General features: G+C 64.9%; 22 protein-coding genes, 1 tRNA gene and 1 pseudogene. 14 read left to right on the forward strand and 10 right to left on the reverse strand.

Going from position 1 to position 21,884, the window contains the following annotated elements:
• Positions 1 to 35 precede the first annotated feature (35 nt).
• Positions 36 to 470 carry a PepSY domain-containing protein gene (locus tag ACTT2I_RS16500; RefSeq protein WP_421098834.1) on the reverse strand — a complete coding sequence of 145 codons (435 nt, stop codon included), beginning with the start codon at positions 468 to 470 and terminating at the stop codon, positions 36 to 38.
• A gap of 141 nt (positions 471 to 611) precedes the next feature.
• Between ACTT2I_RS16500 and ACTT2I_RS16505 the strand changes: the two genes are divergently transcribed.
• The 3 genes from ACTT2I_RS16505 to ACTT2I_RS16515 are packed head-to-tail and all read left to right on the forward strand — an operon-like array spanning position 612 to position 2,910.
• Complete coding sequence (locus ACTT2I_RS16505) at positions 612 to 911, forward strand: PepSY domain-containing protein (protein ID WP_088433544.1); 300 nt, start codon at positions 612 to 614, stop codon at positions 909 to 911.
• Positions 911 to 1,573 (forward strand): response regulator transcription factor, encoded by a 663-nt coding sequence (locus ACTT2I_RS16510; RefSeq protein ID WP_123729931.1) that lies wholly within the window; start codon positions 911 to 913, stop codon positions 1,571 to 1,573. Before ACTT2I_RS16505 ends, ACTT2I_RS16510 begins: the two co-directional genes overlap by 1 nt.
• Complete coding sequence (locus ACTT2I_RS16515) at positions 1,570 to 2,910, forward strand: sensor histidine kinase (RefSeq protein ID WP_421098833.1); 1,341 nt, start codon at positions 1,570 to 1,572, stop codon at positions 2,908 to 2,910. The genes ACTT2I_RS16510 and ACTT2I_RS16515 overlap by 4 nt, the downstream gene beginning before the upstream one ends.
• A 94-nt stretch (positions 2,911 to 3,004) precedes the next feature.
• Here ACTT2I_RS16515 and ACTT2I_RS16520 read toward each other — a convergent pair whose 3' ends face one another.
• Both ACTT2I_RS16520 and speA read right to left on the reverse strand, forming a co-directional pair.
• Positions 3,005 to 3,328 (reverse strand): DUF6122 family protein, encoded by a 324-nt coding sequence (locus ACTT2I_RS16520; RefSeq protein ID WP_088433541.1) that lies wholly within the window; start codon positions 3,326 to 3,328, stop codon positions 3,005 to 3,007.
• Positions 3,329 to 3,422: 94 nt separating this feature from the next.
• Positions 3,423 to 5,312, reverse strand: coding sequence for an arginine decarboxylase (gene speA, locus ACTT2I_RS16525; protein WP_421098832.1), 1,890 nt, complete (start codon positions 5,310 to 5,312; stop codon positions 3,423 to 3,425).
• A gap of 192 nt (positions 5,313 to 5,504) precedes the next feature.
• Here speA and speE point away from each other — a divergent pair, with 192 nt between their 5' ends.
• Positions 5,505 to 6,359 (forward strand): polyamine aminopropyltransferase, encoded by an 855-nt coding sequence (speE, locus tag ACTT2I_RS16530; RefSeq protein ID WP_293981520.1) that lies wholly within the window; start codon positions 5,505 to 5,507, stop codon positions 6,357 to 6,359.
• A gap of 256 nt (positions 6,360 to 6,615) precedes the next feature.
• Here speE and ACTT2I_RS16535 read toward each other — a convergent pair whose 3' ends face one another.
• Positions 6,616 to 7,521: an aspartyl/asparaginyl beta-hydroxylase domain-containing protein gene (locus ACTT2I_RS16535; RefSeq protein ID WP_176987925.1), complete on the reverse strand. Its 906-nt coding sequence runs from the start codon at positions 7,519 to 7,521 to the stop codon at positions 6,616 to 6,618.
• 553 nt (positions 7,522 to 8,074) lie between these two features.
• Here ACTT2I_RS16535 and ACTT2I_RS16540 point away from each other — a divergent pair.
• The gene (locus tag ACTT2I_RS16540) at positions 8,075 to 8,728 is read left to right on the forward strand and encodes an RIO1 family regulatory kinase/ATPase domain-containing protein (RefSeq protein WP_070426140.1); all 654 of its coding nucleotides are present in this window, start codon (positions 8,075 to 8,077) and stop codon (positions 8,726 to 8,728) included.
• A 29-nt stretch (positions 8,729 to 8,757) separates the two neighbouring features.
• Here the strand turns inward: ACTT2I_RS16540 and ACTT2I_RS16545 are convergent, their stop codons facing one another.
• Positions 8,758 to 9,096 carry a P-II family nitrogen regulator gene (locus ACTT2I_RS16545; RefSeq protein WP_070472404.1) on the reverse strand — a complete coding sequence of 113 codons (339 nt, stop codon included), beginning with the start codon at positions 9,094 to 9,096 and terminating at the stop codon, positions 8,758 to 8,760.
• A gap of 127 nt (positions 9,097 to 9,223) precedes the next feature.
• On the opposite strand from ACTT2I_RS16545, the gene ubiK reads away from it, so the two are divergent.
• A complete protein-coding gene (gene ubiK, locus ACTT2I_RS16550) occupies positions 9,224 to 9,487 on the forward strand; it encodes a ubiquinone biosynthesis accessory factor UbiK (protein ID WP_088433538.1) in 264 nt (87 codons plus the stop codon).
• 22 nt (positions 9,488 to 9,509) lie between these two features.
• Here ubiK and yidA read toward each other — a convergent pair whose 3' ends face one another.
• Complete coding sequence (gene yidA, locus ACTT2I_RS16555; RefSeq protein WP_293982379.1) at positions 9,510 to 10,349, reverse strand: sugar-phosphatase; 840 nt, start codon at positions 10,347 to 10,349, stop codon at positions 9,510 to 9,512.
• Positions 10,350 to 10,508: 159 nt separating this feature from the next.
• On the opposite strand from yidA, the gene ACTT2I_RS16560 reads away from it, so the two are divergent.
• The 4 genes and pseudogenes from ACTT2I_RS16560 to ACTT2I_RS16575 all read left to right on the forward strand — a co-directional run bounded on the left by ACTT2I_RS16560 (position 10,509) and on the right by ACTT2I_RS16575 (position 15,053).
• On the forward strand, positions 10,509 to 12,011 hold the full coding sequence (locus ACTT2I_RS16560) for a YifB family Mg chelatase-like AAA ATPase (RefSeq protein ID WP_443096701.1): 1,503 nt from the start codon (positions 10,509 to 10,511) through the stop codon (positions 12,009 to 12,011).
• Positions 12,012 to 12,070: 59 nt separating this feature from the next.
• Positions 12,071 to 12,686, forward strand: a pseudogene (locus ACTT2I_RS16565) (ATP-binding protein); the annotation flags it as partial.
• A gap of 404 nt (positions 12,687 to 13,090) precedes the next feature.
• Positions 13,091 to 14,827: a caspase family protein gene (locus ACTT2I_RS16570; RefSeq protein ID WP_443096702.1), complete on the forward strand. Its 1,737-nt coding sequence runs from the start codon at positions 13,091 to 13,093 to the stop codon at positions 14,825 to 14,827.
• A gap of 76 nt (positions 14,828 to 14,903) precedes the next feature.
• Entirely contained in the window at positions 14,904 to 15,053 is a 150-nt protein-coding gene (locus ACTT2I_RS16575; protein ID WP_293982466.1) for a hypothetical protein, read from the forward strand.
• Between the two features lie 16 nt (positions 15,054 to 15,069).
• On the opposite strand, the gene ACTT2I_RS16580 is transcribed toward ACTT2I_RS16575, so the two are convergent.
• Positions 15,070 to 16,020, reverse strand: coding sequence for a glutathione S-transferase family protein (locus tag ACTT2I_RS16580; RefSeq protein ID WP_293982469.1), 951 nt, complete (start codon positions 16,018 to 16,020; stop codon positions 15,070 to 15,072).
• Between the two features lie 162 nt (positions 16,021 to 16,182).
• On the opposite strand from ACTT2I_RS16580, the gene ACTT2I_RS16585 reads away from it, so the two are divergent.
• Positions 16,183 to 16,854: a VOC family protein gene (locus ACTT2I_RS16585; RefSeq protein ID WP_293982531.1), complete on the forward strand. Its 672-nt coding sequence runs from the start codon at positions 16,183 to 16,185 to the stop codon at positions 16,852 to 16,854.
• Positions 16,855 to 16,918: 64 nt separating this feature from the next.
• Here ACTT2I_RS16585 and ACTT2I_RS16590 read toward each other — a convergent pair whose 3' ends face one another.
• From ACTT2I_RS16590 to ubiA, 3 genes are all read right to left on the reverse strand, one after another.
• A complete protein-coding gene (locus tag ACTT2I_RS16590; protein WP_019185247.1) occupies positions 16,919 to 17,062 on the reverse strand; it encodes a hypothetical protein in 144 nt (47 codons plus the stop codon).
• 267 nt (positions 17,063 to 17,329) lie between these two features.
• Entirely contained in the window at positions 17,330 to 18,721 is a 1,392-nt protein-coding gene (locus ACTT2I_RS16595; RefSeq protein ID WP_443096860.1) for a short-chain fatty acid transporter, read from the reverse strand.
• A gap of 155 nt (positions 18,722 to 18,876) precedes the next feature.
• Entirely contained in the window at positions 18,877 to 19,770 is an 894-nt protein-coding gene (ubiA, locus tag ACTT2I_RS16600) for a 4-hydroxybenzoate octaprenyltransferase (protein WP_293982477.1), read from the reverse strand.
• Positions 19,771 to 19,928: 158 nt separating this feature from the next.
• Here ubiA and ACTT2I_RS16605 point away from each other — a divergent pair.
• From ACTT2I_RS16605 to ACTT2I_RS16615, 3 genes are all read left to right on the forward strand, one after another.
• Positions 19,929 to 20,005 (forward strand) — tRNA-Arg (locus tag ACTT2I_RS16605).
• 162 nt (positions 20,006 to 20,167) lie between these two features.
• Positions 20,168 to 21,346 carry a tyrosine-type recombinase/integrase gene (locus ACTT2I_RS16610; protein ID WP_443096703.1) on the forward strand — a complete coding sequence of 393 codons (1,179 nt, stop codon included), beginning with the start codon at positions 20,168 to 20,170 and terminating at the stop codon, positions 21,344 to 21,346.
• A gap of 72 nt (positions 21,347 to 21,418) precedes the next feature.
• Positions 21,419 to 21,646: a hypothetical protein gene (locus ACTT2I_RS16615; protein WP_443096704.1), complete on the forward strand. Its 228-nt coding sequence runs from the start codon at positions 21,419 to 21,421 to the stop codon at positions 21,644 to 21,646.
• Positions 21,647 to 21,884: the final 238 nt, after the last annotated feature.

Raw genomic sequence — 21,884 nt, forward strand, 5'->3', positions numbered from 1 at the left:
CGTTCGTGCATCCAGCGCGCGGTGGCGTGGCCGGATCAGTCCCACCAGCCATCGCGCTTGCTGGCCAGCACGCGGCCATCGTGACCGCTCATGCGCACTTCCACGCGCTGGTTACGGGCATTGCGCGCATCCAGGGTCCAGGTGCCGCCATCGCGCTCGAGCGACTCGATCTGCGTCAGCCCGGCCTTGCCCGCCAGCGCCAGGATCTGCCCGGCATCCAGCAGCGCGCGGCCGTCACGCGGGTCGAAGATCTCGCCCTTGGTGTCATCGATGATCACTTCATCGACGGTGCCGTCCTTGCGGGTCACATCCGCCTCCCACACGCCATCGTCGTGCTCCAGCTCGTGCACCTGGGTGTAGCCGGCCGCGCTCAGCTTGGCCTGCACCTGGGCGGCGGACAGGTTGGCGGCGAACGCCGGGGTAGCGAACAGCGCAGCGGCCAGGGCGGTCGCGGCAATCATCGTCTTCATGGGAATCCTTGAGGGGGCGCCGGTCCATTCCGGCACCGCCAGTGTGGTCATCGCGCCTAACCGGACCATGAGCGCGACTGTTAGATACTGTTTAGACATCCCCGGTATACCGGTGGCCTGCCCTTTGCCCTGCGTGCCCGTATGTCCGCCCTGTCCCTGATGCTGCCCCTGCTGTTGACCCTGGCCCCGCAGGACCCGATGCGGGTGCTCGACGGTGGCAGCCGCCAGCAGGACAGCGTGCGCCAGGCGGTGCGCCAGGGCCGTTTCGTGCCGCTGGAACAGGTGGTCGCCGATGCGCTGCGGCGTTACCCCGGCAAGCTCATCGAGGTGGAACTGGATGACGACACCTACGAGGTCGAGATCCTCGGCCCGGACGGCGTGGTGATGGAGCTCGATTACGATGCCGCGACCGGCCGCCTGCTGAAAATGGAAAAAGACTGATGCGCGTGCTGCTTGCCGAAGATGACGCCCTGCTCGCCAGCCGCCTGCAGACGCTGCTGGAAGAGGCCGGCTACGTGGTCATCCACAGTGCGGAGGGCCGGGACGCCGAGTACCAGGGCCAGATCGAGGACATCGCCGCGGCCGTGGTCGATCTGGGCCTGCCGGGCCTGGACGGGCTGAGCGTGATCGAGCGCTGGCGCCAGGCCGGGCGGGACTTTCCAGTGCTGGTGCTGACCGCCCGCGCCCGCTGGCACGACAAGCTGGCCGGCTTCGATGCCGGCGCCGATGACTATTTGACCAAGCCCTTCCAGCCTGAAGAGCTGCTGCTGCGCCTGCGCGCCCTGATCCGCCGCAGTGCCGGCCACGCGCATCCGCGCCTGCAGTGCGGCCCGCTGGTGCTGGACGTCAATGCCGGCCGCTTCGAACTCGACGGTGCGCCGTTGGCGCTCAGCGCGCAGGAGCACCGCATCCTCAGCTACTTCATGCACCACCCGGACACCGTGCTGAGCCGTTCCCGGCTGGGCGAGAACGTCTACGAAGACGGTTTCGATCCGGACTCCAACACGCTGGACGTGCTGATCGGGCGCATCCGCCGCAAACTGGGCAGCGAGTTGATCCACACGCATCGCGGGCAGGGTTTCCGCCTGTCGGCGACGCCATGACCACCGGCTCGCTGCGCACCCGCCTGCTGGTGGCCGGTGGCCTGGGCCTGGTACTGGTCTCCGCACTGGCCACCTGGTGGTTGGGCGCGATGTTTGAACGCTCTGCGCGCACCGCGATGGACGAGCGTCTGGGCAATGATCTGATCGCGGTGCTGGCACTGGCCGAAAGCGATGCCAACGGCCAGCTGCACTGGCGCGACACCCTGGCCGACGAGCGCTACCGCCGTGTGTTCTCCGGCGACTACTGGCAGGTGCTGGACGCGCAGGGCCGCCCGCTTGGGCAATCGCGCTCGCTGTGGGACGACGCGCTGGCCGCACCGACCGCGCTGCAACCGGGGCCGGCGCAGGCTTTCGATGCCAGCGGCCCGTTGAAGCAATCCCTGCGCGTGCTGGCCCAGCAGGTCACCCTGCCCCGTGCCGCCGGGCCGGTGATCGTGATGGTCGCCACCGACCGCAGCCCGCTGGATGCACAGGTCGCCAGTTTCCGGCAGCGCACCGCGCTGGCGCTGGCCGTGCTGATCGCGCTGTGGTTCGGTGTACTGGTGACGCAGGTGCATTACGGCCTGCGGCCGCTGGCCGAACTGGGGCGCATCGCCGGGCAGGTGCGCAACGGCGAGAACGTGCGCTTCCCGCAGCAGGGCCTGGTCAAGGAAGTCGCGCCGCTGGCGGGCCAGCTCAACGCGCTGCTCGATCACCACCAGCGCATGGTGCTACGCGCACGCCGCAGTGCCGAAGACCTGGCGCATGCACTGAAGACGCCGCTGACCGTCCTCACCACCGAGGCCGAGGGCGACGGCAGCCACTGGCGCCAGACCCTGCGCAGCGAGAGCGCGCGCATGCAGGCCAGCATTGATCGTTACCTCGCTGCAGGCGTCGGTGCGGACAGCCAGCAGCGCACGCCGGTGGCGCCGGTGGTGAGCGCGCTGTGCGGCCTGATGCAGCGCGTACATGCCGCGCGCGAGCTGCGTTTTACCTGCGACAACAACGATGCCAGCGTGTTCGCCGGTGCGCGCGAGGATCTGGAAGAGATGCTCGGGAATCTGCTCGACAATGCCGGCAAGTGGGCCGCGCAGGCGGTACGCGTGGAGGTGGCACCGCTGCAGGGTCAGCTGCGCATCACGGTGAGCGATGACGGCCCCGGGCTTCCGGCCGAGCAGCTGGAGCGGGTACTGGAGCGCGGCGTGCGGCTGGATGAGCGCGCTTCGGGGAGCGGACTGGGACTGGCGATCGTGGCGGACATCGCCGAGAGCTACGGCGGAACACTGGTGCTGGCCAATGGCACGCCGGGATTGCGGGCGACGTTGACGTTGCCGGCAGGCTGGCCCACCACCGGGTAGAGCCGACCGTTGGTCGGCTGCTTTTCGCGAAGACCCTAACGCGCCCAAGCGCGCGCCAGCCGACCAACGGTCGGCTCTACCGGGGGCGGGTGGTTCAACGGGCCTGGTGCATCCACCAGCAATCTATCGCGTCGAGCACGATGTGGATCATCAGCCCGATCCCGAACAACCGCGTCTTCTTCGGTATGCACAGCCCCGCATACACCGCGATCGCCGGTGCGGTATGCAGCGGATGGAAGCCGATGCTGCAGCGGTTGGGGGCGTAGATCGGGTCGGCCAGCAGGTGGTCCAGATCGATGATCCAGCCCAGCAGCATCAGCACCCAGGCGGACATGAACCGCTTGCGCCAGAACATCCACGCCAGCAGCGCGGGGACGGCCGCATGCAGGAACAGATGAAAGATCGCGCGCGCGCTCATGCCGGTGTCGGGTGCCTTGGAAAGACCGCCGGGCAGCGCCCGGGGTAACAGACAGCCGGGTGAGGCCCGAAGGCCGTCACCCGTCGCCGCTGGTTTACGCCAGCGGTTCGTCGGACAGGTAGGTGTAGCCGGTCAGACCGGCTTCCAGTGCCTCGGACAGTTCCTGCGCGCGCTCGGGCGAGAGCTTCGCCGCCGCCACGCGCGCGGCGTAGCTCGCCCGCAGGTCGGCCAGGCTGTAGCCCACGTAGTCCAGCATCACATCGGTGGTGTCACCGCGGCGCTGCTGGGTGATCGCGTAGCCATCGGCATCGGCCAGCACTTCCACCGCATCCGTATCGCCAAACAGGTTGTGGATGTCGCCCAGGATTTCCTGGTACGCGCCCACCATGAAGAACGCGATGCGGTAGCTTTCGCCGGACTTCAGCGCATGCAACGGCAGCGAGGTATCCAGGCTTTCGTTCTCGACATAGGTTTTCACCATGCCGTCCGAATCGCAGGTCATGTCCGCGATGATGCCGCGGCGCTCGGGCTGCTCGTTCAAGCGCTCGATCGGCACGATCGGGAACACCTGGTCGATCGCCCAGGCGTCCGGGATCGATTCGAACACGCTGAAGTTGACGAAGTATTTGTCGACCAGGCGCTCGTTCAACTCGTCCAGCGCCGGGCGGTGGCTCTTCTCGTCATAGCTCAGGCGGGCGCGCACGGCATGGGCGATGGCGTAGAACAGGTCGTCGATGCGGGCGCGCTGCGGCAGGTCGATCTGGCCCAGCGCATAGCTGGCAAGGCCTTCGGCATGGAAGTGCTGCGCTTCCTGGAACAGCTCCACCGCCGGGCGCTCATCGAGCTCGGCATGGATCTCGCGCAGGTGGCGGATCGCCGCCGGCTCGTCGTCGTGCTGGTCCGGCACGCGGCCTTCCTGCGCCTCTTCCACTTCCGAGACGTTGGCGATCAGCACCGCGTGGTGCGCGGTCATCGCGCGGCCGCACTCGGTGACGATCCGCGGCGGGGTCAGGCCGTGCTCTTCGCAGGCGTTGGCCAGCGGCTGCACGATATTGCTGGCGTAGGAGTTCAGGCCGTAGTTGATCGAGCAGAAGCTGCGCGAGCGGGTGCCTTCGTAATCCACGCCCAGGCCACCGCCGACATCCACGTGGGTGATCCTGGCGCCCAGGCGCGAGAGCTCCACGAAGTAACGAGTGGCTTCGCGCATGCCGTTGGCGATGTCGCGCACGTTGGAGATCTGCGAGCCCATATGGAAATGCAGCAGGCTCAGGCAGTCGGCGTATTCGGTATCGCGCAGCGACTTCCACAGGTCCAGCAGCTGGCGCGGCGAGAGGCCGAACTTGGCCTTGTCGCCACCGCTGTTCTGCCACTTGCCCGCGCCCAGCGAGGCCAGGCGCATGCGCACGCCCAGGCCCGGCTTGACGTCCAGCGCCTTGGATTCCTCCAGCACCAGCTTCAGCTCGGAGGGCTTCTCGATCACGATGAAGGTCTGCAGGCCCAGCTTGCGGCCGATCAGGGCCAGGCGGATGTACTCGCGGTCCTTGTAGCCGTTGCAGACGATCAGGCCACCCGGGCGCGAGAGCGCCAGCACGGCCATCAGCTCGGGCTTGCTGCCCGCTTCCAGGCCGAAGCCCTCGCCGTGGTGGCTGGCCAGGGTGCCGGCCACGCCACGGTGCTGGTTGACCTTGATCGGGTAGACGGCGGTGTAGCCGCCCGGGTAGTCCCAGTCGCTCTGTGCCTGCGCGAACGCGGCCTGCAGCTTGCCCAGGCGCTGGCCCAGGATGTCCGGGAAGCGCACCAGCAGCGGTAGCTTGGCGCCGGCCTCGCGGGCGGCATCGACGATGTTCGGCAGCGATACCACCGGGCCGTCCTGGCCAGTCGGTCTCACCACCATGTGTCCTGCCTGATCCACGTCGAAGTAACCATCCGCCCAATGCGGAATCGAGTAGGTCTTGCGGGCTTGGTCGAGGGACCAATCGGTCATTTCAGTGGGCCTGGTTGGTAAAAAAGGGGGTGCATGATAACGCCTATGTGGCGACAGCTCCGTTATCATGCGCGCCCGCGCCCGTGCTCAGGCTTGAAACCTGAACGGGCCAACCCGTCCGGACGTGGCTTGCGCCACGCGGCACCGCCGCCAGCCCGGCTCCAACACCCATCCGAACAGGACTGCTATTCCATGACTGACAACAACAACTGGTACATCGAACACTTCGAGCGCACCGGCTCGGCCATCGGCTACCGCCTGACCGGCAAGCTGGATGAAGTGCAGTCGCCGTTCCAGAAGATCGAGATCTTCGCGACCACCGATTGGGGCAACCTGATGACCATCGATGGCGCCATCATGTTGACCAGCAAGGACAACTTCTTCTATCACGAGATGATCAGCCACCCGGTGCTGTTCACCCATGCCGCGCCCAAGCGCGTGGTGATCATCGGCGGCGGCGACTGCGGCACCCTGCGCGAAGTGCTCAAGCACCCGGGCGTGGAGAGCGTGACCCAGTGCGACATCGATGAGCAGGTCACCGTGATGGCCCGCAAGCACTTCCCGGAACTGTGCGATTCCAACGATGACCCGCGCGCCGAGCTGATGTTCGACGACGGCGTGGCCTACATGGCCAACTGCCCGGCAGGCAGCGTGGACGTGGTGATCGTGGACTCGACCGATCCGGTCGGCCCGGGCGAAGGCCTGTTCAACAAGGCGTTCTACGAGAGCTGCTTCAAGGCCCTGAAGGACGACGGCATCCTGGTGCAGCAGTCCGAATCGCCGCTGATGCAGCTGGACCTGATCAACGAAATGCGCACCGAGATGGGCAAGGCCGGCTTCGGTTCGTTCAAGACCCTGCCGTTCCCGCAGCCGTGCTACCCGACCGGCTGGTGGAGCGTCACCCTGGCCCGCAAGGGCGAGAGCAGCTTCGACTTCCGCCAGGCCGATTCGGCCGCCAAGTCGTTCGACACGCTGTACTACACCGCCGCGCTGCACACCGGCGTGCTGGTGACCCCGCCGTTCGTGGCGGCAGCCCTGAAGGGCTGATGCGTCAAGCGCCGGTGTCGATCGTTGCCGCGCTCTGCGCGGCCAGCCGACCAACGGTCGGCTCTACCGGTCGCCTTCGGCCCGGGTGTTGATCGGCCGGCCCCGGCAATGAAGGGGTAGGCACCGACCGTTGGTCGGTGCGCTCTGAAACCGCGATGCATGCGGACAAACAAAAAACCCGCGCTGGCGACAGCGCGGGTTTTTTGCGTTTCCGGTAGTGCCGGCCGCTGGCCGGCAACCCCCTGAACCCCTGGCCTCAGATCGCCCAGATTCCAGCAATCACCGCCACCACCAGGCCCCACTTGATCACCTGGTAGGCCACCACGCTGCGCTCGCGCAGTGCCTTGGCCTTCAGGCGCACCTTGTAGACGCTGCCGAAGGCCTTGTTGACGCCACCGGTCGGGTCACCCGGCAGGTTCGGCGAGGCACCACCGGCCAGCAGCGTGGACGCCACCGCGCGGTTGAACAGGCCCGGCAGGCCGAAGCGCAGCGGGCGGGCGATATCGCAGAACAGGATCACGCGGTCATCGGGGGTCTCGTTGTGCGCGTGGTGGATGTAGGTCTCATCGAACATCATCCACTCGCCATCGCGCCAGCTCTTCCTGATGCCGTCCACTTCGATGTAGCAGGCGTCATCGTTCGGCGTGGCCAGGCCCAGGTGCAGGCGCAGCGAGCCGGCGAAGGGATCGCGGTGCGGGCGCAGTTCGCTGCCCGAGGGCAGCTGGGCGAACATCGCCGCGCGCACGTCCGGCAGCGATTCCAGCAGCGCAGTGGTCTTCGGGCACAGCGCCTTGGCCGAAGGGTGCGAGGGGCCATACCACTTCAGGTAGAAGCGCTTCCAGCCGCGGCGGAAGAACGAATTGAAGCCGGCGTCGTTGAAGGTGCTGGAGGCGGCGATCTTGTCCGCATCGCGCAGAGCCAGCGCTTCGTCGCGGATCATCTGCCAGTTCTGGCGCAGCGGCTCGAGCTGCGGGAATTCCTTGCCCGGGTCCAGGAACGGGGTGGTCGGTACCTTCGAGAACGCGTACATGATCACGTTGATCGGGGCCATGAAGCTGGAGTGGTCCAGCAGCTGGCGCGACCAGCGCGCACGCACTTTGCCGCGGTAATGGATGTACAGCACGCAGGCGATGAACAGCCCTGCCAGCACGATCTTGATCATCAGTCTTCCTCCGGCATGGCCGGACCCGAAATGGTGGGGGCGATGCACGGCAGTGACCGGCATCGATAGGGCGGCAGGAGGCGGGGACGTGCCGGGGAGGGGCGGCCGCCGATGTCGCGAGCAACAGCATATGGTCGGCAGCGCCCGCGTCGCGGTCAAGCACGGGCTGAGCGGCATTCAGCGCGGCGTGGCGGACCGGGCCACCCCAGCAGAAGCCTGCGGCGCTCGCCTGCTCCCAGCACAGGCGAGCGCGCGGAGCCCCTGACGGTTCACCGAATGGCCCCCTGCGCGGGGCGCACGGCAGTCATGCCTGCCCTGCACTCTCCAGACTTGGCCACTAACCCGCTGATTAAAAACGAAATTACTCCAAACGATACAAGATTGTCCGCTTCAGCGTGACGAACTGTTCCACCCCGGGCTACGACATTTCTCCGACATCATCTGGATTCGTGTACTGGCGAGTACTAAAATTAACGAAATCTTAAGTTCCCCACAGTAAGCAGCACCGGTACGCCTGACGCATTGCGCCGACCGCCGGGTCGCACAGACCCCTATGAACACAATTGTTGCCTCGTGTGTCGATGACACCGCCCCCGCCGAGCTGCTCAAGCGCGGCGAACGCCTCCTGGAACCCGACGTCTACCGGACCTGCCTCAATGGCCAGCCGGCCGTGGTCAAGGATTACACCCGCTATCGCGGCACCCCGCTGTCGCCGATCGCCCGCCTCCTGGTCCGCCGCGAGGCGCGCATCCTGCAGCGCCTGAGCGGCTGGAAGCACGCGCCGGCCCTGCTTGGCACCATCGGTGGCCTCGCCCTGGGCATGGAATTCATTCCCGGCCAGACCCTGAGCGCGGCCCAGTCGGTCGGCATCGAGGTCTTCGAGCAACTGCAGTACGCCCTGACCCGCCTGCACGCCGCCGGCATCACCCACAACGACCTGCACGGCACCAACGTGATGGTCAGCGGCGGAGTGCCGGTACTGGTGGACTTCACCTCGGCCTGGCGCAGCCCGCGCTGGCTGCCGGTGCACCCGGTGTCGCGCCAGCTGCGCCGCAGCGACATGAAGAACCTGCTGAAAATGCGCCAGCGCCTGACCGGCGAGCGCCCCAGCGCCTCCGAGGCGGCCCAGGTGGCCGACCCGCGATGGGTCGCCGGCGTACGCGTGGCCTGGAAGCGCTTCTACCGCTGGTTCAAGGGCCACGCCTGACAGCGCGCGCCCGTGGGCAGGCCGGCGCGTTACAGCGCGTCGGCGTCCAGTTCACCGGTGCGGATGCGCACCACGCTGCCCAGGTCGTACACGAAGACCTTGCCGTCGCCGATCTTGCCGGTGCCGGCGGCTTTGACGATGGCTTCCACCACCTCCTCGACCTGGTTGTCGACGACGGCCACCTCGATCTTCACCTTGGGCAGGAAGTCGACCACGTACTCCGCCCCTCGGTAGAGCTCGGTGTGGCCCTTCTGCCGCCCGAAGCCCTTGACCTCGGTGACCGTGATCCCGGTGACGCCGCGCTCGGCCAGCGCTTCGCGCACGTCGTCGAGCTTGAACGGCTTGACCACCGCCATGACCATCTTCATCCGTCTGCACTCCTTTCTTTCAGGCTGCGAGGATAACGCCTGTCCGCCGGTGAACGCGATGCGCGCGGTCAGTGCCGCCGGCAGCGTGGCGGCTTATCCTTAGCGTATACCCCCGCGGAGCCGCAGCATGATCGACCTCAACCACCTCGATGACCTCGCCCGCCGCCTGAGCGACATGGTCCCGCCGGGCCTGCGCCAGTCGCGCGAAGAACTGCAGGCCACCTTCAAGACGGCGCTGCAGGCCGGCCTGGGCAAGCTGGACCTGGTGACCCGCGAGGAGTTCGACGTGCAGCGTGCCGTGCTGCTGCGGACCCGCGAAAAGCTGGAGGCGCTGGAGAAGGCGGTGGCCGAGCTGGAAGCGCGTGGCGGGTCGGCTGAGCCGCGCGAGTAAGCCGGGCTTGCGCTGACGCGCGTCAGGCGTCCTGCAGCACGAACCGCTCGATTGCCAGCGCCACGCCGTCCTCGGCGTTGGTCGCGGTCTCGAAGCGCGCCGTCTGCTTGACCGCCGGAATCGCGTTGCCCATGGCGACGCTGGTCCCGGCGAACTGCAGCATGGTCAGGTCGTTCTCCTGGTCGCCCACGGCCATCACGTTGGCCCGGTCCACGCCCAGATGCGCGGCCAGCTTCTCCAGGCTCGGCCCCTTGCCGGCCCGGTGGTCGAACACCTCGAGGAAAAACGGCGCGCTCTTGAGCACCGCGAAGCGGTCGGTCAGCTCCGAGGGCAGGCGCTGGATGGCGGCGTCCAGCACAGCCGGTTCGTCGATCATCATCAGTTTGATGAACTGCATGGCCGGGTCCATATCCGCCACCCGGCGATATGACAGTGGCACATTGGACAGGTGCGAATCGACCACGGTGTAGTGGCTGATGTCCTGGTTGGGCGTGTACATGCGGCGGCCATCGAGCGCCTGGAAGTGGATACCGAGTTCACGTGAGATCCGCTCACAGAACACGAAGTCCTCGAAACTCAGCGGAAACTCGACCACGCGCTGGCCGCTGCCGATGTTCTGGACCAGCGCGCCATTGCAGGCGATGCAGTAATCCTGCTCACTCTGGATACCCAACTGCTGCAGGAACGGCGCCATCCCCGACACTGGGCGACCACTGGCCAGCACCACTTGGACGCCCTGCGCGCGGGCGCGGGCGATGGCCTGCATGACCCGGGGCGTAAGCGTATGGGAGGGATCGAGCAGGGTCCCGTCCATATCGATGGCGACCAGTTCGATCGGGCCGGAGCGGTGGTGCATATCCATGGTGTTCGACGGCGTGGTGCGTGGGGGCATCCAGTCTAGCGGCAGTGCCGGGTACGGTGGCGGTGCTTGCCTACCCCGTGGCGCGGCAAGCGCTGATGGATGGGGTTATCCATGTGCTGCCATTGTGTTCGGCATGCCGCAGACCCCGGATACAACCGCATGAGCCTCGCGCTGGTGCACAGCCGTGCCCGCGCCGGCGTGAAAGCCCCTGCCGTGCGCATCGAGGTATTCCTCTCTGGTGGGCTGCCGCATACCCAGATCGTTGGGCTGCCTGCGGCGGCCGTGCGGGAATCGCGCGACCGCGTGCGCGCCGCGCTGATCTGCGCGCGATTCGAGTTTCCGCAGCGGCGGATCACCATCAACCTGGCTCCCGCCGATCTACCCAAGGAAGGCGGCCGATTCGACCTGGCCATCGCGCTCGGCATTCTCGCTGCCAGTGGCCAGATCGATGCGCAATCCTTGGACAAGTACGAATTCCTGGGCGAGCTGGCCCTCACCGGCGAGCTGCGCGGGGTCGACGGGGTCCTGCCTGCCGCGATCGCCGCCGCGCGGGACGGCCGCAGCCTGATCGTGGCTGCCGCGAACAGCGAAGAGGCCGCGCTGGCCCAGCATGCCGACGTACGCATCGCCCGCACCCTGCTGGAGGTCTGCAGCGCCCTTGAGAGCGGTACGCTGCCACCTGCCGTGGCCGCTGACCCACTGCCGGTCAGCATTCCCGACCTGCGCGATGTGCGTGGCCAGCTGCAGGCGCGCCGGGCGCTGGAAGTGGCGGCAGCCGGCGGGCATCACCTGCTGCTGCTCGGCACGCCCGGCTGCGGCAAGACGTTGCTGGCCTCGCGCCTGCCCAGCATCCTGCCGGCGGCCAGCGAGCTTGAGGCACTGGAGGCCGCCACCATCGCCTCCTGCAGCGGCCAGGGTATTGATGCAGGGCGCTGGCGACAGCGGCCCTACAGGGCGCCGCACCATACGGCCAGCGCGGTGGCGCTGATTGGTGGCGGCTCGCATCCGCGCCCTGGCGAGATCTCGCTGGCGCACAACGGGGTGCTGTTTCTGGATGAGCTGCCCGAGTGGAGCCGGCACGCACTGGAAGTCATGCGTGAGCCGATTGAATCCGGGGTTGCGGTGGTCAGCCGCGCGGCCCGCACCGAGCGCTTTCCTGCCCGGTTCCAGCTCGTTGCGGCCATGAATCCGTGCCCGTGTGGCTGGGCCGGTGATCGCAGCGGGCGCTGCCTCTGCACCGAGGAGGTCATCCGTCGTTACCGGGGGCGGGTTTCCGGCCCATTGATGGACCGCATCGACCTGCATGTCGAAGTGCCGCGGCTGGACCCGCGCGAGCTGCGTGATGACGCGCCGCTCGGCGAGGACAGCGCGAGTGTTCGTGCCCGTGTCGTGGCCGCGCGGGAGGTGCAGCTGCTGCGCAGTGAAAAGGCCAATGCACAGCTGCTGCCGTTCGAGCTGAGCGCGCATTGCCGGTTGTCGCGGGAGGATCAGCAGCTGTTGGAGGATGCGGTGGAACGGTTGCAGCTGTCGGCGCGCTCGATGCATCGCATCCTGCGGGTGGCGCGGACGTTGGCGGATCTGGGGCACGCGGAGGAAATCGAGACCGCGCATGTGGCGGAGGCGATCGGGTATCGGCAGTTGGATCGGGGTGGGGGGAGTTAAGCCTTCGGTATCTCCGAAAGGACACGTGAACAAACCACACCGCCAATGCATGGATGCGGATCTGCGCGCAGCTCGAGTTCCCGCAGCGCCGCATCACCATCAATCTTGCCCCGGTCGATCTGCCCAAGGAGGGCGGGCGATTTGATCTGGCCATCTCGCTGGGCATCCTCGCCGCGAGCGGTCCGATCGATGCGCAGTCCTTGGACCAGTACGAGTTCCTGGGCGAACTGGCCCTCATCGGCGAACTGCGCGGTGTAGACGGCGTTCTGCCTGCCGCGATCGCTGCCGCCCGGGACGGCCGCAGCCTCATCGTGGCCGCCGCGAACAGAGAAGAGGCCGCCCTGGCCCAGCAGGCCGACGTTCGCGTTGCCCGCACCCTGCTGGAGGTCTACAGCGCCCTTGAAAGCGGCACGCTGCCTCCGGCCGTGGCGACGTGCGCGGCCAGCTACAGGCCCGCCGGGCGCTGGAGGTCGCGGCGGCCGGCGGTCATCACCTGTTGCTGCTCGGCACGCCCGGCTGCGGCAAGACCCTCTTGGCCTCGCGCCTGCCCGGCATCCTCCCCGCTGCCAGCGAGCTGGAGGCGCTGGAAGCGCCACCATCGCCTCGTGCAGTGGCCAGGGCATTGATGCGGGGCGCTGGCGGCAGCGGCCCTACAGAGCGCCGCACCACACAGCCTGCGGCGGCAAGTGTGGATCCGCGACGACGTCCACCATCAAATGAGCAAGGGCAGCGCTGGCATTTTCCCGGGCGGTAAGAAGGCGGTTGGGTCCGCCAGCCCAGCTCTGCTTCACTGTTTCAAGAATCTACTGCTTGAGCGCTTATTTGTAATGGTCGGGTCGAAGACCTCGCAGCAGTGCGAAATCACGTGGATGGCGACGACTTACTCGATCCTTAGCTGGATCGCAACCCATCCGATGTGGCGGGAAAGACTGATGAGAAATCGCGTACTGAGAACTGGACGACGCGAGCATTGAATGTCAATGGGCGAGGTCACCACCTATCCTGATACGCTTCGGTGGATCGATTCCTTCGGAAGGAATACGATTAAGTAGGACCCATGCATGCAAAGGGAGAAGCGTATGCGCGACATCCGATTCCTTCTTAAGCCCCGCTATGGTCAAAGTCACGCTTTGGTCATCGGAATCAATCGCTATCGGAATGCTGGGCCTCTGGGTTACGCGGTCAACGACGCGAATGCCGTGTACGGCAGGCTAACGCGCGATTACGGGTTTCAGACTGAGAACGTTCAATTGCTCTTGGACGAAGATGCCACTTCTGAAGCTATTCGGCGGGCGTTCCTTCGCTTCGCTGATCAAGATTCGATCGGAATTGATGATCGAGTCGTCTTGTTCTTCGCCGGCCATGGAACCACTCGACGTGGAGTGCGTGGCGAGATCGGCTACTTGGTTCCGCACGACGGCGACTTGAATGATCTTTCGACTCTGCTTCGGTGGGACGAGCTGACTCGTAATGCAGAGATCATCGCTGCCAAGCACATGTTGTTTGTGATGGACGCTTGCTACGGAGGCTTAGCCGTCACCCGGGCCGTTGGTGCAGGCAGTGTTCGCTTTATCAAAGACATGCTGAAGCGAGTCTCCCGCCAGGTCTTGACCGCCGGAAAGGCAGATGAAACCGTCGCTGATGCTGGCGGGCCGCTGCCTGGACACTCTGTTTTTACCGGGCACTTTCTGCAAGGACTAGACGGGGCCGCCGCAACAGCGGACGGCGTGCTCACCGCTAGTGGCTTGATGGCGTACGTTTACGGCCGTGTATCGGCAGACGCCGGGTCATTCCAAACACCACATTTTGGTCATATCGATGGAGATGGCGACTTCATCTTCCGCATGCCGGAAGTGTCAGAGGCCGATGGCACAAGCGGTGAGGATGCACTGTTCGTGGTGCCGTACCCGGAAGAGTTGGACACGCGATCCGGTCTAGAATCCAAGGTCTCGCGAGCAAAGCACTTGCTGGCCCAGCCTGACCGTGCGATTGAGCTGCACGACTTTGTCATTGATGAGCTGAAGCGCTTTCTATCTGCAACCGCACAGGACAGTTTCAACCAGGATGTTTCATACAGTGATGAGGAGCTGACCCAGCGACTCGCTGCCTATGAGGAATGCACGCTGGATCTGTCGGTGATTGAGGCCTGTCTGGCGTACTGGGCGGGTGACGCACATCGACCAGTACTACGCAAAGTCCTGGCTCGCTCGGTTGACCGCTTGGAGGCGAGTAGTGGAATGGTCGTTTGGTCGAACCTTCGCTGGTACCCGCTTGTCCTGCAGTCATATTGCGCTGGTATCGCTGCCGTGGCGGCAGGGCGCTATGACACGCTGGCGGATGTTTTTTCGACTGAGATCCATACAGCTGAAGAATCTCGTCCGGCATTCCGCGCGGTGGCTGATGCAATCCTTGCGTTCACTCGCGCCGATCTGTTCAAACGCCTGCCGGGCTACGAGCGCCATCACACCCCTATGAGCGACTATCTTTTCAAGTTGCTTCAGCCGCGGCTTGACGATGCATTGTTCATTGGTCGTGCCTATGAGCACGCGTTTGACGAGTTTGAGGTTCTACTCGCACTCGCGACGGCACAGGCATATGGGAAAGAAGAGCGAAGCGTATGGGGCCCGGTCGGTAGATTCGGATGGAAGCATCGTCGCAGTTCAAAAGCGCCTCTTGAGGCCGCGTTCGTGCGCGCGCGCGATGAAGGTGAACAGTGGGCACCGTTCAAAGCAGGCCTATTTGGAGACAACCACGGGGGATTCATTAAGGCGGCAGAAGAGTACAGATCAGCTATCGCTCGGCTTAACTGGTTCTAGAATTTTGGCGCCGAGGCACGGAACGATGAGTGGTTCACTGCTCCGGATTCGTTACCACGGAACCGAATGAAAGCATGTGCACCGGCTGCAGGCGGCCTATCTCATCGAACTGATCGAGGGCGGCGCGATCCCCATTGCCTTCCGGGAGATGGACACGGAGCAACGCCAGCAGTTTGAGCGTCTGCTGGCATCTGTGCCGGTGGTGATCCTGGAACCAGCTCACTGACGGACTGGCAGCTACGTCAGTAGGCCCGCTCCGGCCCCACCGGCACGATCCCCGAGGGATTGAGATGCCGATGGCTTCCGTAGTAATGGTGTTTGATGTGCTCCAGGTTGACAGTATCCGCCACCTCGGGAATCGCCATCATCCGCGCCACGAACCCATGCAGGCCAGCGAAGTCCGCAATGCGTCGCACGTTGCACTTGAAGTGCACGTAGTAGACCGAATCGAAGCGGATCAACGTAGTGAACAAGCGGATATCGGCTTCCGTCATGACATCGCCCACCAGCCATTCGCGTTGCTGCAGTCGCTCGTCCAACCAGGTGAGCGTCTCGAACAGCGGCCCAACCGCCTCCTCGTATGCCTTCTGCGTTGACGCAAAGCCCGCCTTATACACACCGTTGTTGACGGTCGCGTACACACGCTCGTTGACGTGATCGATCTCGGCGCGCAGCGCAAGCGGATAGAAATCGCCGGCGTTGGCACCCAGTCCGTCATAGGCAGTGTTGAACATGCGGATGATGTCCGCCGATTCGTTGCTGACGATCTTCCCGCGCTCGCGATCCCAGAGCACCGGCACGGTCACCTTGCCGGTCATTCCCGGCTTGGCGGCGGCGTACAGTTCATGCAGATAGCGTGCACCGCGTTCGGGCTCGGGCGTCACCTCCGGGCCCGGTTCAAAATTCCAGCCCTGATCACCCATATGCCAATTGACCACCGAGACCGGCACCAGATCTTCCAGGCCTTTCAGCGCGCGCACGATGAGCGCGCGGTGTGCCCAAGGGCAAGCGAGACTCACATACAGGCGGAACCGCTCTGGCGCTGCTTTGACGCCATGCTCTCCGTTCGGACCTGCACTGCCATCGGCGCTCAACCAATCCCGGAAGGTGGAATCCTCGCGCTTGAAATGACCGTCCTTGTCAGCGGCACCCGCGGTGCCTTCCTGCCATGTTCCATCGACCAGCATGCCCATCGCGGGAGTACTCCTCTGATAGTGGTGTCTTGATAGTGGCAAATGCGGCTGCAATACCCGGTGATGGGCGCCTGCAGTTGGTGCGCGCTCTATGGCGTTCATCGCCGAGGCACATGCATCTACGGCAGAATGTCGACGTATCTACGTGAGACATCCATCGCCATGCGCATCCACCAGATCGACCTTCCCGTCTCCGATGTCGCCGACACCGTGGCGTACTTCCGCGATGAACTTCAGCTGCCGGTCGAGGGCTCGGCCGTGCGCATCGGCTGGAGCACCCTGCAGCTGCAACCCGCAGGATCGAACCCGGTCGGTGGCGTGCACCTGGCGTTCAACGTGCCGGCCAATCGCTTCGAAGCGGCCACCGACTGGCTCAAAGCACGCGCTACGCTGCAGCGCGATCTAAAGGGCCATGACCACTTCACCTTCGATGGCCGCTGGGATTCGGAGTCGATCTATTTCACCGGGCCGGACGGCCTGATCCTGGAGTTGATCGCGCGGCGGCGCTTGCCTGCGGGCGAGCGTCAGGGCGAGTTCCATGGCAGCGAGATGACCTGCATCAGCGAGGTCGGCCTGCCCGCTGAACACGTGGGCGAAGTGCAGGCGAAGGCCGAGGCGGCCTTCGGGTTGAATCCGTTGTCACAGCCCACGCCGCACTTCGCACCGCTTGGCGATGACGAAGGACTGTTGATCGTGGTCGATGCCACGCGCCGCTGGTTCCCCGAGCAGAAGGTGCTGCCGAATGCGCGCGGCATCTGCGTGGTGCTGCATGACGTGGTGCCTGGCGCGGTGGTCGAAGACGCAGCGTTTGGCTGGCACCTGCGCTCGGCCTGAGCAGGCCCGGACGAACGAAGCCCCGCCGGAGCGGGGCTTCAGTTCACACAACAGCCGGCTGGGCTCACTCTTCCTCGTCCTGCTGGCCGCCCTGCTGCTGGTTCTGGTTACGCTGCTGCTGCTCCTGCTGCTGTTGCTGCTGCTGGCCGCGGCCACCTTCCTGCTGCTCACCGCGCTGATTCGGGTTCTGCTGGTTCTGCTGAGCCATCTCGATTCTCCGGTTGCCGCAAACGGAATGTCGCGGTCGAGGCCATCCTCTGCAGCCCGAGGTTAACGACGTGTGGGCGTTTGTGTACGAATTCGTCAACGTCTCCACGCCAACGTTTTCTGCAGCTACAAACCCCATGTCGCAGTAGGCGTTGACCTGCATATGAACGGTTCGAATTCCCTTATGCCGCTCCCCACCCAACGCCTGCTCGCGCCACTGAACAGGGCCTCCATCAACCAAGCCGTGCAGATGACGCGCAGATGACGATCACGGCATCACCGGCGGCACGTAGGTCAACGTCATGCCGAGCAGCCACAGCAGGCCGAGCACCAACGGGATGTGCACCAGCAGCTGGATGAAGGTGAAGCCGACGATGTCGCGCGCTTTCAGGCCGAGCACGCCCAGCAGCGGCAGCATCCAGAACGGGTTGATCAGGTTCGGCAGTGCCTCGGCGGCGTTGTAGACCTGCACCGCCCAGCCCAGGTGCGCCTTCAATTCGTTGGCCGCCTGCATGACGTACGGCGCTTCGATGATCCACTTGCCGCCGCCGGAGGGCACGAAGAAGCCGAGCACGGCCGAGTACACGCCCATCACCAGCGCGAAGGTGTCGGTGGTGGCGATATGCACGAACAACGTGGAGAGACGATGGGCGAGCGTCTCATCGCCACTGCCGGTGGCGTGGGTGAGAATCATCGCGATGCCGCCGTAGAGCGGAAACTGGATCAGCACGCCGGTGGTGCTCGGTACGGCCTTGGCCACCGCGTTGAGGAAGCTGCGCGGGCGCCAGTGCAGCAGCAGGCCGAGCGAGATGAACAGGAAGTTGTAGGTGTTGAGGTTGGCGATGGCGGTCACCACCGGCTTGCTGGCGAACTCGCCGAACAGCCAGCCGAACGCGAGCAGCGACAGGAGCACGGTCAGCAGCGGGCTGTACTCCAGCCACTCGCCGGGGCGGGTGCGCGGCTGCAGCGGCTCGGCCTCGGCGCGGGCGGCGCCTTCGAAGTGCTTGGCGGTGCGGGCGGTGGCGGCACCGGGGGCGGTCAGCCAGGCGATCAGCAGCGAGACCAGAATCAGCGCGGCGGTCAGCGCGATCGACTGCCACAGGAAGATGGTTTCGGTGAAGGGCAGCACGCCGGTGATCTCGACCAGGCCGGGCGGCATGCTGGCCGGGTTGGCCTGCAGCTGGGCGGCCGAGGAGCTCAGGCCCATCGCCCAGACCGCGCCAAGGCCGAGATACGCCGAGGCACCGGCGGCGCGGTAGTCCATGTTGAGCGCTTCGCGACGCGCCAGCGCGCGCACCAGCAGCCCACCGAACACCAGCGAGAAGCCCCAGCTGAGCAGCGAGGCGAGCATACTGATCAGGCCAACATAGACCACCGCGCCACGGCCGGTCTTGGGCACACGGGCCAGCAGATCGATGAAGCGCGCCACGATCGGCGCGGTGGCGACCGCATAGCCACCGATGACCACGAAGGCCATCTGCATGGTGAAGGGGATCAGGCTCCAGAAGCCCTCGCCGAATGCGGTGGCGGTGGCTTGCGGGGTGGCGCCGAAGCCCATCGCGGCGGCGGCGACGATGACCACGCCGAGCACCGCGAACACGTACGCATCAGGGAACCACTTTTCCGCCCAGGCGGCCGAGCGCAGTGCCGCGCGCGCCATCCAGCCGTCCTGCACCACCGTCGATGTGTTCATTGCCCCCACCCTCCCCGATCATTCGATGGGAGGGATTCTGGGCGCTGGCCACGGCGCTGTCAGTCGCCTAATGGTCGTAGTGCGCGTTACCGGTAGCACCCGACCGTTGGTCGGGTGGCCCCTCAGCGCAGTACCAGCGACACCGCGATGCCGGCGAACAGCGCCGCACCGACCCAGTTGTTGTGCAGGAAGGCCTTGAAGCACGGGTCACGCTCGCGCTTGCGGGCGATCCAGAACTCGTAGGCGATCAGCCCGGCGGCCACGCCGACGCCCAGGCCGTAATAGAACCCAAGCCCGGCACGCAGGCCGACCAGCGCCATCGTGCCCAGGAACAGCGCATAGAGGATGCCCTGGATGACCAGGTCCAGATCCCCGAACAGGATCGCGGTGGAATGCGAGCCCATTTTCAGGTCGTCATCGCGGTCGACCATGGCGTACCAGGTGTCATACGCGGTGGACCACAGAATGTTGGCGCCGTACAGCAGCCAGCCGATCACCGGCACCTCGCCCTGCACCGCGGCGAAGGCCATCGGGATGCCCCAGCCGAAGGCCATGCCGAGGTAGACCTGCGGCAGGTGGGTATAGCGCTTCAGGTAGGGATAGCTGGCGGCCAGGAACACGCCGATGAAGCTCATGCCGATGGTGAGCCAGTTCAGGGTCAGCACCAGGGCGAAGGCGACGATCATCAGCCCGGCGAACAGCGCCAGCGCCTCGCGGCCGGAGACCGCCCCGCTGGCCAGCGGGCGGTCCTTGGTGCGTTTGACGTGCGGGTCCAGCCAGCGGTCGGCGTAATCGTTGATCACGCAGCCGGCCGAGCGGGTCAGCCAGACGCCGGCGGTGAACACGAACAGCGTCCACAGCGGCGGCAGCCCGCCGGAGGCCAGCCACAGCGCCCACCAGGTGGGCCAGAGCAGCAGCAGGGTGCCGATCGGGCGGTCGGCGCGCATCAGTTTCCAGTAGTGCCGCCAGCGCGACGGGGGCGCCGCCTCGGGCGCTTCAAAACGTTCGTAAGCCATCGGTAAAGGATACCGCCTGGGCTGGCCGGGCGCGCCGTCGCCCGGTGCATCGATGCAGGGGGCAGACCTGCGCGGCGTTTACGGATAGAATGCTCCTCCCGCGCCGCTTTGGCGGTCTGTGGCCCCATCAGGCGGCCCGGCGGGATGCAGGACACAACGCGCTCGTAGCTCAGCCGGATAGAGTAGTGGCTTCCGAAGCCATTGGTCGGGGGTTCGAATCCCTCCGGGCGCGCCAGATTGAAGTCCGAGCATGTCTCAGGATGTCCAAAACCCCAGAGAAATCTGGGTTTTTTCTTTATCCGTGGTCCAGTCAGGTCCGGGGGCATCTATTGCAATCCGGGGCATCCGGGGGCAAGTTCGGGGGCATCCAGACCCCCGAAATGCGGACATGCCCCCAATGGCCCTGACTGACATCCAAGTACGTAAAGCCAAGCCTGTTGAGAAACCCCAGAGACTCTTCGATGGCGGAGGGCTCTACCTTGAGGTCACCCCAGCGGGTGGCAAGCTTTGGCGGTGGAAGTATCGCGTTGCTGGAAAGGAAAAGCGGCTGGCCCTGGGTTCGTACCCCGAGGTGAGCCTGGCTGAAGCCCGTGAGAAGCACATGGTGGCGCGAAAGACTTTGGCTAACGGCATTGACCCTGGCGAGCAGCGGAAGCTCGAAAAGCTGGTTCGCAGCGGAGGCTCTGAGAACAGCTTTGGGGCGATCGCGCTGGAGCTTCTTGCTATGCGAACCAAGAAGAACGCTAAATCCACGGCTGTAAGGAACGGAAGGATCATTGAGAAGGATCTCAATCCTTACATTGGTGATAGGCCGATCAATGAGATTTCCGCTGTCGAACTGCTTGCTGTGCTGCGAAAGATGGAGAAGAGGGGTGCGGTGGAGACGGCGCATCGAGCCCGTGGCATTGCAGGAATGGTTTTCCGGTACGCAATCGCTACAGGTAGGGCAGAGCGAAATCCTGCTGTTGACCTGATCGGCGCGTTGGAAGCGCCTCAGACGACGCACTTCGCTAGCTTGACGGAGCCATCCGCGGTTGCGCCGCTTCTACGTGCCATTTGGGGGTACGAAGGTAGTGCCATAGTAACCGCCGCGTTGAAGCTCTCGCCGTTGCTATTTCCCCGCCCAGGCGAGCTGCGTAGCGCACGCTGGGCAGATATTGACCTTGATGCGGCGGAGTGGCGCTATGTCGCTACCAAGACCGACACACCGCACATTGTTCCGTTGTCCAAGCAAGCAATTGAAGTTCTCACTGAGCTGCGCCCTCTCACCGGCCGAGGCCAGTACGTTTTCCCAAGCCTTCATGGGAAAGGACGTCCGATGAGCGAGAACACGATAAATGCGGCCATACGCCGGATGGGGTTTGACTCAAAAACCATGACGGGGCATGGGTTCCGTGCAATGGCGCGGACTATTCTTGATGAGGTACTAGGGTTCCGTCCCGACTACATCGAGCATCAGCTTGCTCATGCGGTTCGCGACCCCAATGGACGCGCCTACAACCGCACTGCTCACTTGGGCGAGCGCCGCAAGATGATGCAGGAATGGGCAGACTATTTGGACAAGCTGCGAGCTTAAAAAGGTTGACTTGTGCCCAATGTCGCTTTGCCGCGTGGCGCAATTCGAACAGCGGTCTGCCGGAGTTTTTTGATGATTGTTTTTGTTCGGATAGTCAATGAAGGCGTCGAAGTGTTCCGCCCGGTGGATGCTAAGCGAGTTTCCGATCACGTGTTTGAAATCGTTGATGAATGGCAGGGTCTGGACGAGGTTTGGGAATTCAATCATGGTGATCGTGTGCTCTGTATTGACCATACCTTCCAGGATGGCTCGCAAGGTCTCCTTGCGGTTTCAGCTGTTCCACCAGGCCTCACCAATTGATGTGTCTGTTTCTCGATACGCCCTGTTGAAGCGCTGTGAGCATCTTCTCCTGCTCCTACGACTTCATGCGACCCATAGCGACCATTGATGCGGCCGCCCAGCCTGTCGCTGGGTCCGGTTGCATGCTGGCTTGCTAGACGGACCCTGCCGCCCTAGGATCGAGCCGTATCAAGGGGAAAGCACGCAACTCAGTGCTTTGTGGATGAGCCATTTAAGTGGACTCATGGGTCCGTCTATT

Origin of the sequence: Stenotrophomonas sp. PUT21, assembly GCF_052232875.1 — a bacterium.
GTDB lineage: Bacteria > Pseudomonadota > Gammaproteobacteria > Xanthomonadales > Xanthomonadaceae > Stenotrophomonas > Stenotrophomonas maltophilia_N.